This is a genomic window from Syntrophorhabdaceae bacterium (assembly GCA_035541755.1).
Classification (GTDB): Bacteria; Desulfobacterota; Syntrophorhabdia; order Syntrophorhabdales; family Syntrophorhabdaceae; genus PNOF01.
Window position 1 is genome coordinate 21566 of the sequence record DATKMQ010000180.1, and the last position, 15099, is coordinate 36664.

Consider the following 15099-nt stretch of genomic DNA (forward strand, 5'->3'; position numbering starts at 1 on the left):
GTCTAATCTCGAAGTCGCGGATCCAGGGAATCCCTTAATCCGTCCCCGAAAAGGTTGAACCCCATTACTACCAGCATAATTGCAAACCCCGGCACGATAGCTGCGTGCGGCGCAGTAACCAGATAATCCCTCGAATTGGAAAGCATGGCCCCCCATTCCGGCGCCGGGGGTTGGACGCCCAATCCCAGGAAACTCAGGCCTGATGCGGTCAAAAGCACTGTGGCCATTCGCAAAGTTGTTTGCACGATGAGCGGCGCCATGGAATTGGGCAGGATATACCGTGCCAGTATATTGGTGTCTGTTTCTCCTGCAACGCGGGCCGCTTCCACGAATTCGCGCTCCTTCAACGTAATGACAGACCCGCGAACTACCCGCGCAAATTGAGGAATCGAGTAGATACCGGCTGCGAATATTAGATTGGTAAGGCCCGTTCCCAGAACCGCCACAATGGCGATGGCCAGGAAGATTCCGGGGAAAGCGAGCAGGATGTCCATTACTCTCATGATAGTATGATCGATCGCTCCGCCGTAATATCCACCGATCATCCCGATGATGGTGCCTATAATCAGAGCTATCATGACCGCAGCGATCTGAATCTCCAGGGAAATTCTGGCTCCACAGATGACCCGGCTTAAGAGATCTCTGCCGAGGGCATCTGTTCCGAGTAGATGCGCGCGGCTTGGGGCTTCGAGGCGTTTCGTCAGATCTCCTTCATTAGCAGGGTACGGAGCGATGAGCGGTCCCAGAAGGGAGACAACAAGGAAGACGAGAAGGATCACCCCTCCCGTCACAGCGGCGCGGTTTCTTTTGAGCCTGCGCCAGACCTCTCTTTTCTGGCCTGTCTTGACCACTGACGTTTTATTCATAGCGTATCCTCGGGTCCACAAAAGAATAGGCAATGTCCGTTATCAGGTTCACCACTACGAACGTTGTCGCCACAAGAAGCATGGCCCCCTGCACAACCGGGTAGTCCCTCTGAAAGATTCCATCCACCATCAACCTGCCTAATCCAGGCAGAGAAAAAACGGTTTCCGTAAGCACAGCGCCGCCAAGCATATATCCAAATTCCAGTCCGAATACCGTGATTACGGGGATCATGGCATTTTTCAGCGCATGTTTCGAAATAACAATTATTTCTCTGAAACCATTAGCCCGGGCCGTCCGGATATAGTCCTGGCGGATCACCTCCAACATGGAAGCCCTGGTCATACGCGCTATGACCGCGGAGGACGAAGCGCCGAGTGCAATAGCGGGAAGGACGAGATGTTTTAGCGTTCCCTTTCCGCCTGCGGGGAACCACCCGAGAGAGACGGAAAAGACGAGCATCAGCAACAGGGCAAGCCAGAAAATGGGCATGGAAATCCCGAAAAGAGAACCGACCATGGATAGGTTGTCAAAGATGGAATATCTCCTGGTGGCCGATATTACACCTGCAATCAGGCCGATAAAGGCGGCGATGATGATCGAAAGGAAGGCTAGCTGTGCCGTAAACACGAAGCGTTCTCTGAGCAGTTTGGCAACGGGTTGGTGACTTCGGATGGACGTACCGAAGTCGCAACGGATCACATGGGATATGAACTGGTAATATTGTACGTGGAGGGGTTTGTCCAGTCCGTATTCTTTTTTTAGGTTCTGGATAAACGCCTGATCGGCCTGATCGCCTGCAAGAAGGGTTACGGGATCTCCTGGTACCATATGAAGCAGGGCAAAAGAAATGAGCGATACCCCGAAAAGCACAGGCAGGAGCATGACAATTCTTCTTGCAATGTAACGTGTCATCTTGCGGCAGCCTCCCAAATACCGTTTCGCGATCGGTTCGCCTTAATCGACCGATTCGCCCGGGTCGCGAGCATATTTCAGAGGGAGGGAACGTTATGTGCTTCGTTCCCTCCCGGTCCTTTACAACGTGAGGCGTTCTTGTTTATTTCTCAAAGGTCGTCTTATAGTCCGCATAGGTGAGTTCCAATGGCGAATTGATAACGCCCTTAAGGTTCTTCGCATACCCGATAGTCAATCTGGTTCTGATGAGCGGGACACAGGGAACTTCGTTAGCCAGGTATTCCTGGGCGGCCTTGAGATATTTGTTCATCTGTTCCTTGGTGGTAGCCTGGAGGAATTTGAGTACGATGCCGTCAAACTCTTTACTGGAGTAGAGGAGGCGGTTATTGCCATTCGGCACGATCGTGCTCGTCGTAAACATCGTAAAAGTATATCCTATTTCCGCAGTGGAAGGAGACCATCCCATAATAAAAAGTTCCACATCGGCCTGTTCCGGAGCTTTACCGGTGGCAGCCAGGAAGGCGGCCCATTCCATGGCCTGAATGTTTACTTCCACGCCAATCTTTTTCAGTTGCTGCTGAATGGCCTGCGCCAACTCAAAATCCTTTGGATACCTGCCCTGGGGCGTCCAGAGATTAACCTTGAGCCCGTTAGGATAACCCGCGACCTTAAGGAGATTCTTCGCCTTCTGAGGGTCATACCCCAGACCTTTCACGGGAAAATAACCTGTGGTGGGAGGTGCGACAATACTCGGAACCGCGGAGCCGCCACCATTGTAAAGACTTTTTGCAATGGTCTCTTTATCGATTGCGTAGGCTAACGCTTGCCGGACTTTTGTATCATTGAAAGGTTTCTTGCTGCAGTTCATGCCCAGAAAAAGGACTTTCAGGGTATCCGTTGAATCGAGTTTTATTTTTGGATTCTTCTCGAGCCTCGCTATATCCTCCGAAGGGATATTCACGATAAGGTCGGCATCGCCGGACTGGAGCATCATGACCCTGGAGCTGTCTTCTTTCACGGTCTTCACGATGATCTCGTCAAGGCCTGCCTTTCCCGCCCAGTAATCGTTGTTTCGGGCCAATGTCAGATGATCGCCGAAAACCCATTCAACAAGTTTGAAAGGGCCTGTGCCCACAGGATGACGGCCAATCTCTTTTCCATAGGTCTTGAGTGCGGCGGGGCTGATAATTCCCGAGGCGCTGTGAGCCAGATTATTGGTGAAGAAAGAGCAGCGCATTTTCATGTTCACCTTGATGCTGTAATCGTTGAGCACTTCAACCGACTGCACGTAGGGAGCGAAGAGACTTGCCCGTGCCGGTTTTTCAGGTCCGATCATTCTTTCGAAGAAGGTCTTTACGGCCTCAGCGTTAAAAGGCGTTCCATCGTGGAACTTTACGCCCTTTCTTAACGAGAAGGTCCATGACATACCATCTTTAGCCTGCTTCCATTCCGTGGCAAGCCCAGGCACAAGCTTTAATTTTTCATCGAACCGCACGAGATTTTCGTAGATCATGCGGTCAGCTGCCTCAGAAGGATTTCCGAGAGCATTTGCCGGGTCAAGGCTGTCAGGGTCCGCACTCGCCGCATAGACGAGTGTTTTCTTACCAGCCTCAGCCATAACCGGGGACGAGAAACAAACCATACACATTAACATCAGAACGATTAAAACGACCGAGCTAAGAAAGCGTTTCATAAATCCTCCTTTTTCCTATTGCCTCATCTAAACGGGACAACATTGAGCCTGAGGCGTTAAGTCCCGCATTTACAAAATTCGCAGAGCATTGGCCATGCGTTCAAGACCTTCTGTCAGGATCTTCCTCGGACAGGCAAAATTGAGTCTTACAAACCCGGTTCCACCTTTTCCGCATTCCTCTCCGTCATTGAGGGCGACCCTTGCTTCATCGAGAAAGAATTGAAAAGGGTTGCCGGGTATTCCCGATTGCCTGCAATCAAGCCAGGCCAAGTAAGTCGCCTCCATCTTCCCCATACTAATGGACGGAAGTTTGTCGCGCACATACTGCGCCAGATAATCCCGGTTACCATGCAAGTATTCAAGACACTGATCGAGCCACTCCTGGCCATCCTTGAAGCCGGCCAGGGCCGCGGTCAGACCCATAATGTTCACGTGCGGGATAAGGCCCTGACTCGCCGTTATCCATCTCTCGCGCATTTCCTGATTCCTTATTATCGCAAAAGAACATTTCAGCCCCGCAAGGTTAAAGGTCTTGCTCGGCGACATGAACGTTATGGTCCTTTCGGCCACCTCTTCAGCGAGAGTTGCTATCGGTATGTGATGATTGCCCGGATACAGGAGATCACAGTGTATTTCGTCGGAGCAAATGAGAAGGCCGTGTTTTAGACATATTTCGGCAAGTTTCGCCAATTCGTTCCTGTCAAAAACGCGGCCAACGGGATTATGCGGATTGCACAACACGAAGATCTTTGTCCCAGCGCTGATGGCTCGCTCAAAGGTTTCAAAATCTATTTCGTACCTGGGCCCTTTTTGCACGAGCGGAGGATCCACAATAGTGCGACCTCGGACTATCGGATCGGTGATAAAATGCGAATAAACAGGAGGCTGGATAAGTACGCCATCTCCGGGGTTGGCAAAGATCTGGAAAGCGAAATTGAGTCCGGTCACGACCCCAGGTACAAATACAATGTGTTCTTCCGAAACGTTCCATCTGTAAAGTTTCTTAAGCCTGCTTACGATCACGTCTATAAGCTCCGCTCCGGGTCTCACATATCCGAAAATCCCATGAGCCGATCGTGTACGAAGGGCCTCAACGATCGGCTCAGCAGAGACAAAATCCATGTCTGCCACCCATAGGGGGATTACCTCGCTGCCATACCGTTGCCATTTAAAGCTGTCTGTGTTCCTTCTATCTATGACTTGGTCAAAATCATACTTCATTACTCTACCTCGGCCGATGTTGATTCCTGACAAGACGAACCCCCTGCCTTCACGGCTATGGCTTCGATTTCAATCAGTCCTCCCTTGGGAAGCCGAGATACTTCTATAGTGCTTCGGGCCGGTCTATGGTCGCCGAAGAATGTTTCGTATAGGCTGTTGACCACCGAGAAATCATTCATGTCCTTCAAGAATATCGTCGTTTTAACTACGTTTCTTCTTCCCATTCCTGCGGCGGCGAGGACGGCTTCTATGTTTGCGAATACCTGTTTGGCCTCGGCCTCGACGCTACCTTTGACAATTGCTCCCGATAAGTCAAGACCAAGTTGGCCCGATAAGAAGAGATACTCACCCCCTGTTGAAAGGACGGCTTGCGAATAGGGACCAACCGGTAGCGGGGCGCTGCCAGTCAAAATTGATTTCATCGTCTCCTCCATAAGAAATTACATCTCCGTTTTTAGAGGCCTGCCTTCCACACGTAAGACTCAAATAGTTTCTTGTAGGGAAATATATCGAAGATGCCCCCGGTGTGGATGAAGAGTATGTTCCGATACACATTGAGCGAACCTTTCTTTATCTCTGTCATTAGCCCATGCATCGCTTTTCCAGTATATACAGGATCTAGGATTATACCCTCCGTACTGGCAAAATCGGCGATGAATCGAAGCTCATCTCGGCTGCACAATCCGTATCCTTCTCCCACGTATTCATCAATGACCTTGATGTCATCAGGTGAATACGGGATACCAACATTCAAATACGCGGTACTTTCATGGAGTATTTCTTCGATCCTTTTTTTGCATCCTGCTGCATTGTCGCTTACACTGATCCCCAAAATGGTCCTGTCGTCCTTCAAAACATTCCGTGCAAGGAACAACCCGGAATATGTGCCGGCTGAACCAAGCGCGACGACGATACAGTCAAAATGTAATTCCATTGCATTTTCCTGATTCACGATCTCTTGAAAGGCCGCGTAATAGCCTAAAGCCCCTATCCCATTGGAGGCCCCTGACGGAATCACGTAAGGCTTCAGGCCTTTGATTTCCATTTCTTTCTTTATATCTTTCATTATCCCGCCGATTCTCAGATTATATTCGGCGGGTGCCACAAATCTAATTTCAGCGCCTAACAATTTGTCCAGCAACAAGTTTCCGTCGTACTCGCTGACAGGATCGCCCCGCAATACAACGCAGACCTTGAGCCCCATCTTTACACTAGCCGCCACGGTTGCCCTGCAGTGATTAGATTGTATCGCCCCGCAGGTAATGAGAGAGTCACATCCGAGGGCAAGAGCTTCCTTCAACGTGTATTCCAATTTTCTAATTTTATTTCCGGAGGTTTCCATCCCGGTCTCGTCATCTCTTTTAATGTAGAGGACGGGACTGTCAGTATTATCCAGTGTTGCGCTAAGTTTTTCTATTCTTGTCGGTAAATTTGCTAAAGTGATTTTATCGGGAAGGTGGACCATCAGAAGAATTCCTTTCTGAGATGGTCCACGGTATATTTCATATGCTCAGTCATGAATTCGCCCGCTGCCTCACTGTCTTTAGCTTTCACCGCACCGTAGATCTTGCCCCATTGTCCAACAATTGCCGGTACAGATATTTCTTCTCTGAAGGAAGAAGAATATATGCGAGTACAAATGAGTCGAAGCCTGTCAAGCTCAGCAGTCAGGATCCCGTTGTGAGCTGCCTCGGAAATATGATCATGGCACCGCTTGTCCAGCCTTGAGCGGAGCAGAATAGAACCATTGTTTCTTATGACGTCTTCCCCTTCTTTGATCAACGACTCGAAACTGTGTAATTGTTCGGGCTTTATTCTTTCCGCGGCCAATCGGGCGGCCAAGGGCTCTAGAACACATCTGACTTCAAGCGCATCCCTCACCTCATGCAAATTCACCTGGGACACGTAGGTCCCGAAACGAGGTACTACTTCAACCAATCTTAATTCTTCGAGCTTCTTAATGGCTTCTCGGAAAGGGGTTCGGCTTACGGAAAATTCATCACATATTTCCTTTTCGGACAGCATGGTTTTGGGCGGATACTTTCCTGAAACTATCCTGTCTTTTAACGCCTGACAAACCTTTTCTGATAAGGCGATAGTCTTGTTATCTGTTAATATCATTGTTAAATACCTCAAGTATGATTAGTAACATACCAGTGATTATTATATAATATGAAACAGGTTTGTCAACACATTTCTTGATCTTTGCAGATTTATTTTGATTGCGAGAGAGACTGATATTTTGGGTACTTCGCACCCAAAAAAGAGCTCGACAAACAGATGAAAAGGACCCATAGAGCCGGAAAGCCCCGAAGCCTGCTGACGCACTTCGTATTCCGTCAGGTGGATTTCATTGTGTTAAACAAATCCCTGTGAAGATCATCATTAGAACTTCTAATTTGACGCTAGTTAATCGGTGCGCTAAATATAAAGCAAGGTTGAAGCAAGTTTTTGCAATACAGGTCGTATACGAGTAGAAGGAGGTTGCGGAAAATGGATAATACTAAAGTATATCTTATAGGAACCTTTTGGCAAAGCTGCCTACCTTGAGATCCAGGTACCGGTGGTAAGCGTGCGATGCAAGAATGCCGTGGCCCCGTGGGGTGGAGTGCCTTTTAACATGACTATGGAACTATTTCTTCGCCGGTCTCCATGGGGGGCACGGCTACACACATGATTTTGAGGAGTTCCTGTGTTTCTTCGGGTCTGATCCCATGAGCTGTCACGATTTCCATGCGGAAGCATACATTATTCTGGGGGAGGAGGGAGAAAAGTACATTATCGACAGGCCTTCGGTTATCTCTATCCCGCCGGGACTGGAGCATCGCCCGCTGGTCTTTACAGGGGTGGATAAGCCAGTGGTGTTTGGCTTTGTTCAGTTCTCTCCTTACTTTATAGCTAATAAAAAACCTGAAGATTTATGACAGAGGCGCTCGGAAAGAATCATGACATTCAATAGCTCTTTCCCGGCGGCCGAATATCGGAAATGGTTGTTTCAAATCGCGGTGCGCTTATGTAAGAAAATTCATAAGCGGGTCACATGCTTTTCTCGACCCCGTCACGCTCGACGGGAAACCTTGAGAGGTCTCAGTTTCACCTCTGTTCTTATTCCAAGCTCCTTCCGCGCTTCGTCGAGGAGTATATGAAGAGATTCTTTCAACTCTTCGCGTTGTTTCTCAGAAAGAGACGAAAAAATCTTACGTGGTCCCGCCAATTGTTTCGTCTGGCGGTACAGGGCCTCCCCCTGCTTCGTCAGCGCCACTCTGATGCCGTTTTTTCGATCAGGCTCATCAATCTTTTCTATTAATCCTGCTTTCTCCATTCTTTCCAGGAGCCCGTGAATGGAGTGTTGCTTTCGAAAAAGCCAGCGTGACAACTCTAGAGCCCGCGCGCTTCCACCTAAATCACTGATGATATGCAGGGTCGCAGAAGTTTCGGGAGTTATACCAAATTTACGCAGTTCTTTCCGCCTCGCTTTTTGTATGGTTTCCTCGGTCCTGCGTAGGAGCAACCGAAGATCAATTAATTCATTAGCATCTATAAGATTCTTCATGTCTTCACTCCCTTTTCCCAACCAAACGCGTGCGGAGATCTTTTCACACTCGTTTAAGATTTTCCGGCAAAATTGGCGACCCTTATCGCTCAACCAATTATAGAGCGACTATAATCGTAAAGTAAATACCTAAAAGTCAGAACACCAACGTCTGTCGTTTCGTCGGAAATGGTATCCTCTACGATATCAATACCGCCCTTTTCTCTTATCGACACATGTTGCAAGGATAGCTCACTCCTCCCAACCCGAAAGAACACCAAAGGGCTCCATATCGAGGATGGCAATAATTTGCTGAATCTTGCCATCATAAATCTTGAATAACTCCGAAATCAATACCGATTTTGGCGGTCGCTCCACTGTAGGCGCATCAGGAGGATAATAGCCAGGAGGCGTGTCGAGAAAAACATGGCAGACAACAATTCCGCGTTCTTCGTCAACGAGCAGGTAGCGGCGATTACGCACCACCTTGATCCAAGGGAACTTGTCCGGCGTCCGGTCGCAACCGGCCGGGTCCGGCATACCGGGTGTGCGCGTCGTACAGACACCTTGTTCGTATCGATCACTCTTGGGGTCCGCAAGAACGACGCTGCTGTCGTGCATTTCAAGGCCCTCCCAGTAGCTGTGGGCTATAGCTACCATATCATCCCTTGATGAACGCCTCGCTGGCTCCACTACCGTGTTGAGCGGCGGCATCAATTGAGACATGGCCTGAGGTTTCCACAATGCCGGCTTCCCGGCTTTAAGACACTCCGCTACATCGAGACCTTCTTCCCAACCTTCCGGCTTGTGGCCTACAATCATCTCGATACCGGTGATCTGTTTCTTCTCGACCCTGACTGCCAGTGCTAATATTCCCGTCTCTTTGCCCGTCTTTCCCGTCTCCTCCATAATGCCATAAAGAATTCCGTATCCACTTATCGGATCCGCAAAAATCTCTTCCGAGCTTATGGAAGAAAGTGTTTTCCAAAGGCTCTCCCCTAATCCCACGGCCTTACCGTTATATGTGATCTTCACGTTCGAGCCAAGGGGCAACCAGGAGGGGTTATGCGTCTTGAATGTACCCACAACGGCCTTGACCGTATAAATCAGGTATTGGCGATCGCTTATAGATGAACTACTCTCCATCGCTATGGGAGCAAGCGGTGCAGGCCTTACCTTAGGTGACAATGCGATCATATCGACCCTCCTGCCTGAAGAGTTTTTTTGCTCCACCTCTCTTGACATTCCACCATACGAAACCTCCTTTTTCGTATACTTGCCTAACAAGTTGCTCTTTCCGGTAAAGTATGCAGACTGCGCCAACGAAACCTTTGCTCGGTGTCCCCTGCGGACTCACCAATCTTCGATAGTGTTAGGAATCACTTGTCGCATTGCGATCGACCAATTCCATGAGTTCGCCCTTCAGTACGTCCATTGCGGCCTTGGCCATCATTTCAACGCCCGCCTCGGTCGGAGCATGTTTATAATTATCGGGATCATATCCCGCTGGCGGTACCCTGTTTGGATCAAAGGGATCCCGCACGACAGCGTCGAAGTCAATCACTCTATCGAAGACCCCGCTTTCCCGTATCCAGTTATTTACCGTATCCCGAGTATCCAGCTTCTGCGGGGTAACCCTCCCCTCAAACGTACCGCCTTTGTATATTTGCAGCGTACCGCCGATAACCCTGAGATTATGGGCCCGAGCCCGATCTACAATCTGTCTCAGCGCCACAATGATCTGATCGGATGTCCGCATCTGGTCCGCAGGGACCAAAATGAAACCTTTTTCTCTCATGCCGGGCAGAGATATATCGTTGTGCCCAATAAAGATCAACACATGGGTAGCTCCGCACACGGTGAGCACGTCTCGATCAAAACGCGCTATACCGCTCGACCACTGGTGCAGGCCCGTCTCACCGGGTTTCCCAAACGTGAGTGAACCGGCGTACCCGGACTGGTTCACCACCGCGAATCTGCCTTGACTTTCTTTTATGATCAAATCGGGCCAATTCGCTGACCTCGTATCGCCGAAGATAACAAGTACTGCTGGTTTGTTTGTCGAATAGACCTCGACACTGCTTACGATTGTCGGCTCAATTCTTGCTTCTTCCAGCGCACCGGGATCACCAGTGTGATTCCCTTCCGACAAATAACAGGCATTCAGAGAAGGCAGAACCTGGCTCTGGCCATCCGGGTCAACCGCCCTGTGATAGCCTGCCGTCACAGCTGGTTCTGGAAAGTAGATGCTGATATCTAACTCGGCCATGGGAGGCACTTTGAGTTCAACAGGATCACTAAGTATAGGGGCACCGGGATAGATTGTGGCTGTGGGAAATCCACCAAACGTGAGCGAATGCGAGGCACCGTCAGGCCCAACGCGTAGTGAAGCTGCCCCAAACTTAATGGGCGCGATCCCCCATTCATTGGAGAATCTTACACGCACTTTGGTTCCTCCAGCACTTATCACCACCCGATGGCGCAGGGTTTGCTTATTTACCACCAGTGAAGGTTCTGGCGCTTTTTCGAGCATCGCAGACCAAGTCGTTATCCAACCCTCTCCTCTACTTTTTGGTTTACACATGATCTCTGTTACCCCCTGCAGGAGCCGCCTAATGGCGCTAATCTTTATCCTGTTTTGCGAGCTCTTCACACGACCTCACGCTACGCCTTCAGAAAACACCCGTTTTTGGTCTGTGTTCCAACAGATCAACACCAGTTGCACTCCGTTATATACTTACAAGCCTCTATGGCTGCTGTAGCGCCATCACCGACTGCTGCGGCTACCTGCATAGCTGATTGGTGACGTATGTCTCCCGCGGCGAAAACCCCGGGGATACGGGTACCCATTTTGTAATTCACGAGAACACTTCCGGCCTTGTCCAATTCAACAGTCGCTTTGAGGTAATCAGTATTTGGCTCCATCCCGATCCAGACGAGCAAACCGTCAACCACCACCTGGGTCCTCCGCGCAGTATGAGCATCAACGAGCCATAGACTCCTGACCCGATCATCACCGAGAATAGCCTCAATCCTAGTACTCAGTCGTATTTCTATTTTTGGATGCGCAAACGCGCGTTCTTGTAGGAGTTTTGTAGCGCCACTGCGATCCATCGCCTCAATCACAATAACTTTTTTCACATAGCCCGCCAGATAGAGCGCTTCGGTCAGGCCGGAATCCCCGCTTCCCGCTACCGCTACAACCTGGTTGGCGAAGCCAGGACCATCACAGGTTGCACAGTAAAAGACTCCTCGTCCGGAAAACTCCTCCTCCCCCGGAACATGCAATTTCTTGTTGCGGGCTCCACCGGCTATAATAACTGCTTTGACAGCGTACTCCTCCTGCAGTGTCCTCACTATCCTGCGATCTCTCTCTATAGCAATCGAGGTAGCGGTATCAAATTCGAGATCAGCACCATAGGCTGTCGCATGTTCGAACATCCTTGTGCCCAAATCGGCGCCCGATATTCCTTCAGGGTAACTCGGGTAGTTTTCGATCTTCTCCCTGTCAGGCAGTTTTCCTCCGATTGTTTCTCTGTCCAGAAGCAGTGTCCGCAATCTATTGCGGCTCGTGTAGATACCGGCGGTTAACCCTGCCGGACCAGCACCGATAATAACGACGTCATAATTTTCGTTCATAACTTTCCTTTCGATCGCACATGTCCGTGCTACCCTCTGATTAGCTTCGTAGCCGAGTAGCTCGGTCCGAACGTCGGAATAAAACAGGAATGCTTTCCGTCCCCTCCAACTACCAACACCACGATGTTTTCTCTTTTTGCCAGCGGCACGTATTCGCTTTCCACAAAGTCACCGTACATCTCTTTACCCCCCTTCTTCCTTGCCATGATTTGTTCTTCGGGCATCCTATTAAGGGGAAATCGTGCGTACTCGAATATAAAATCCTTTATATCATTTTTTGAAAAACCATCTTCTGCCAGCCTCTTGGCGTGTTCAGGGCATAACACAAGAAGGGGTTCGCCCATGAAGGTCCAAAGATTATTATTACCTGGGGTGGCCATGGTTCCCGCTGCGGTCATTAAAATCCCCTTTCCTGTGAGACTCTCGGACTCATGGATATTGTGGGGGCCTTCCGCCGCGAAGACTGTAACCGTCGAGTCGTCCATATTGAACCCGCGTTCAACATGCAAGGGTTGCCAAGGATTTTGTTCTTCGTTCTCGGCCACGCAATAGGTATATTTCGCTGGCTGTCCTTGCGTCGATTTATCGACTTCGCCGGGAACAGCCCCACCCACGTTGAGCATGATCAGTCGCAAAGCTCTTCCGATCGTTGCGTTTGCCCGACCGCCGGGGCCGAAGGCACTGGCACCTCCGTTGATACCGAGTTTTTTTGCAATGGGACCATTAATCACAACCAAGGCGCCGCACGGATGTGTAGTTGTTTGAATCGCCAAAATTCCGAACTTCTCGTCGGTAATCGACTCCACCGCAGCGATAACAACCGGCAGGTACTCGGGCAAGCAGCCTGCCATGACAGCGTTGACCGCTATCTTCTCCACTGTCGCAGAGCCGTTCAACGGGGGGAGCGTGGCGATCAGTTCCTGCGGGTCTCTGTTTACCGAAGACAGCGCCCTCAATACCCGCTCTTCCGTAGGCGCAACGATGGGTAATCCGTCTGTCCATCCCTTTTCATAGAAAAGCTGGCTCGCTGCGTCTGCAGATTCATCGACTTCCAGCTGTTCCGAAAGTAATCTCGTCTTATTGGTCATGAGCCTGAACTCCTTTGTATTTAAGGCATTCCGTCTTTCGACTGTTTCTCCGACCTCGTATGAACAGGGCCTACAATCGCACCTAGCCAGTGAGGGCTTTTACTAATATATCGATCGACTTATCCGCTTTCTCCCTCACCTTTTCCGGCTCAAGGCCGCCGATGGGATGAGGAATCACCACGAGAGTCAGCGTGCTCAACCCCTTGGCCCTCGCCACAGTCTTAGCGAGGCCGACAAACTGATCACTCACAATGGCAGCGGTAGCTACACCACGTTTCTCAAATTCTATGGCATCGTGGATACACCACGATGTGCATGATCCTCAGTCACCAATCCCACTGATAACCGCGTGGCATGTCCTGGCCAGTTCATCAAGGCGATCCTGCGGCGTGGGATTTGAGGAGCCAAGATGGCCTTTTTTCACATGTATTACCTGGGCCAGATTATACTTCTGACGTAGCAATTCTTCCACCCTCTTCACGTAAACATCGAAGTTAGGTTTCCCATTATCTACAATACAGATCACCTTTCCGTTCAGGTCCCCGATGCGGGAGCTCACCTGGCATTTTGACGCCGGCAACACACCGGCAGGGCTGAGCACTTTTATGACCATTGTCGCTTCACCTCCCGAAATTGTTCCAATCCGTTAACCGCGATGGCCGTGTAGAAAGTATTTCTCATGGTTCTCTGCCTGTACTGTCACCAATATAATACTGTCTATAGATTTCTACATCCGCTTTGGCGTCAATGCCGCGGGCGGATATATCTTGAGTCTGGCCACCCTGTTGCCGCGAAACGTATACCACGCACTCACTCTATGCGCGACCCTATCACCTTTTTTGAGCGGTGTGATGTTATGATCGGGTACGTCTACCGTGGCATCCAGTTGAATAATAAGTTCCGCCGCCGCGACGTCGCCGGTGATCAGCAGTCTGACAGGGGTGATAGTTTCTTTGATGGCCTCTCCCCTGTGTACCCCCTTCATATAGTTAATTACGTTATCTCGACCCGAGTATTCGAGACCTCCGGGATTCTCGTACACAACGTCTTCCGTAAAATAGTTGAGCGCTCCGTACTCGTAACCCTTGGTGCTAAAGTCTCTGTAGAATTGCTCGAGTCTTTCCTTAGTCATTGTTGTATTTTCTGGGTTTCCAGCATTCATGATCTGCAAATTCCTCTCATCAGCGTTGCCATTCATTCATGGCAACGCGCTATTCGCTCAGAGATGGTCCGTCCGCGGCCAGAGGCATATGTATCTATTTCTGGTTCTTCTTTATCCAGTCCCTGATCCATGCCACTTCCTCGGCGGCAGGAAATCCTTTTGCACCTTTTTCCTTGATATATGCATCGTAAAGGGGGGCAACCTGCTGAGCCCATCTGTCCTCTTCTGCGCTGTCTAAATTAATAGTTTGGTGTTTATGGTCCGCAGCGATTTTAATTGATTCTGCATCTTTCTCATCCCAGATGGCGGCCATCTTTCCGGCGTATTCATTGCCGAGCTGTTCTATGATCTTCTGGATATCGGCCGGCAGAGATTCCCATTTCGTCTTGTTCATCGCTATAAAGCCTACTGCGGATACGGATGTCTTACGGTTAACAGTCGTGTAGTCTGCCACTTCGTAGAATTTAAACTGGCCCACCGCCGCCCATGGATTAATAAGACCGTTCACCACCCCTTTTGAGATGGCATCATACACATCGCTCGCTGGCATAACCACCGGCACCGCACCGAGAGCCTTCACGACATTCACCACCGCTCCGCCGGCGCATCTGATTTTCACTCCTTTCAGATCTTCGAGTTTTCTGATCGCTTTCTTTGTATGAAAGTATTGCGGTGATGGTGCCGTGAGAAAGAGAACCTTTACTCCATCCAATTCTTTAGGCTTGAATTTCTTGTAGAATTCATTGGCGAGCCTTGTCATTACGGCGGAGCTCGCACTTCCAGTGGGCAGATCGAGAATTTCCATTACAGGAAAACGCCCCGGGGTTATAGCAAAACTAGTCTCGCCGATATCCACAACGCCCTTAATGAGGGAATCGAATGTCTGATTAGGCGGCGTGAGCGTGCCCCCGGGAAAAAAATCGACCTTTACCCTGCCGTTCGTCTTCGCCTCGATGTCCTTCCCAAATTCTCCGAGTGCGATGCT

The 15099-nt window shown here is 49.9% G+C and carries 16 protein-coding genes; all 16 read right to left on the reverse strand.

Going from position 1 to position 15099, the window contains the following annotated elements; genetic code table 11:
• Nucleotides 1–2 precede the first annotated feature (2 nt).
• Complete coding sequence (locus VMT62_18285; protein HVN98382.1) at nucleotides 3–866, reverse strand: ABC transporter permease; 864 nt, start codon at nucleotides 864–866, stop codon at nucleotides 3–5.
• Nucleotides 859–1779, reverse strand: coding sequence for an ABC transporter permease (locus tag VMT62_18290; GenBank protein HVN98383.1), 921 nt, complete (start codon nucleotides 1777–1779; stop codon nucleotides 859–861). Before VMT62_18290 ends, VMT62_18285 begins: the two co-directional genes overlap by 8 nt.
• Nucleotides 1780–1921: 142 nt before the next feature.
• A complete protein-coding gene (locus VMT62_18295; protein ID HVN98384.1) occupies nucleotides 1922–3472 on the reverse strand; it encodes a glutathione ABC transporter substrate-binding protein in 1551 nt (516 codons plus the stop codon).
• 69 nt (nucleotides 3473–3541) lie between these two features.
• Entirely contained in the window at nucleotides 3542–4693 is a 1152-nt protein-coding gene (locus VMT62_18300) for a MalY/PatB family protein (protein HVN98385.1), read from the reverse strand.
• Nucleotides 4693–5115, reverse strand: a complete 423-nt coding sequence (locus tag VMT62_18305) for a RidA family protein (protein ID HVN98386.1) — start codon at nucleotides 5113–5115, stop codon at nucleotides 4693–4695. The genes VMT62_18300 and VMT62_18305 overlap by 1 nt, the downstream gene beginning before the upstream one ends.
• 32 nt (nucleotides 5116–5147) lie before the next feature.
• Entirely contained in the window at nucleotides 5148–6158 is a 1011-nt protein-coding gene (locus VMT62_18310) for a D-cysteine desulfhydrase family protein (GenBank protein HVN98387.1), read from the reverse strand.
• Complete coding sequence (locus VMT62_18315; protein HVN98388.1) at nucleotides 6158–6814, reverse strand: GntR family transcriptional regulator; 657 nt, start codon at nucleotides 6812–6814, stop codon at nucleotides 6158–6160. The genes VMT62_18310 and VMT62_18315 overlap by 1 nt, the downstream gene beginning before the upstream one ends.
• Nucleotides 6815–7751: 937 nt before the next feature.
• The gene (locus VMT62_18320; GenBank protein HVN98389.1) at nucleotides 7752–8246 is read right to left on the reverse strand and encodes a MarR family transcriptional regulator; all 495 of its coding nucleotides are present in this window, start codon (nucleotides 8244–8246) and stop codon (nucleotides 7752–7754) included.
• A 231-nt stretch (nucleotides 8247–8477) separates the two neighbouring features.
• Nucleotides 8478–9422 carry a hypothetical protein gene (locus VMT62_18325; protein ID HVN98390.1) on the reverse strand — a complete coding sequence of 315 codons (945 nt, stop codon included), beginning with the start codon at nucleotides 9420–9422 and terminating at the stop codon, nucleotides 8478–8480.
• A gap of 175 nt (nucleotides 9423–9597) precedes the next feature.
• Entirely contained in the window at nucleotides 9598–10671 is a 1074-nt protein-coding gene (locus VMT62_18330) for a GDSL-type esterase/lipase family protein (protein HVN98391.1), read from the reverse strand.
• 263 nt (nucleotides 10672–10934) lie between these two features.
• Nucleotides 10935–11864, reverse strand: a complete 930-nt coding sequence (locus VMT62_18335; protein HVN98392.1) for an FAD-dependent oxidoreductase — start codon at nucleotides 11862–11864, stop codon at nucleotides 10935–10937.
• A gap of 29 nt (nucleotides 11865–11893) precedes the next feature.
• Nucleotides 11894–12952 (reverse strand): hypothetical protein, encoded by a 1059-nt coding sequence (locus tag VMT62_18340; GenBank protein ID HVN98393.1) that lies wholly within the window; start codon nucleotides 12950–12952, stop codon nucleotides 11894–11896.
• Between the two features lie 82 nt (nucleotides 12953–13034).
• Entirely contained in the window at nucleotides 13035–13202 is a 168-nt protein-coding gene (locus VMT62_18345) for a hypothetical protein (protein ID HVN98394.1), read from the reverse strand.
• A 72-nt stretch (nucleotides 13203–13274) separates the two neighbouring features.
• Nucleotides 13275–13565 (reverse strand): hypothetical protein, encoded by a 291-nt coding sequence (locus VMT62_18350; GenBank protein ID HVN98395.1) that lies wholly within the window; start codon nucleotides 13563–13565, stop codon nucleotides 13275–13277.
• A gap of 114 nt (nucleotides 13566–13679) precedes the next feature.
• Entirely contained in the window at nucleotides 13680–14084 is a 405-nt protein-coding gene (locus VMT62_18355) for a nuclear transport factor 2 family protein (GenBank protein HVN98396.1), read from the reverse strand.
• A gap of 124 nt (nucleotides 14085–14208) precedes the next feature.
• Nucleotides 14209–15099: TRAP transporter substrate-binding protein (locus VMT62_18360; protein HVN98397.1), on the reverse strand; the 891-nt coding region annotated here is incomplete at its 5' end.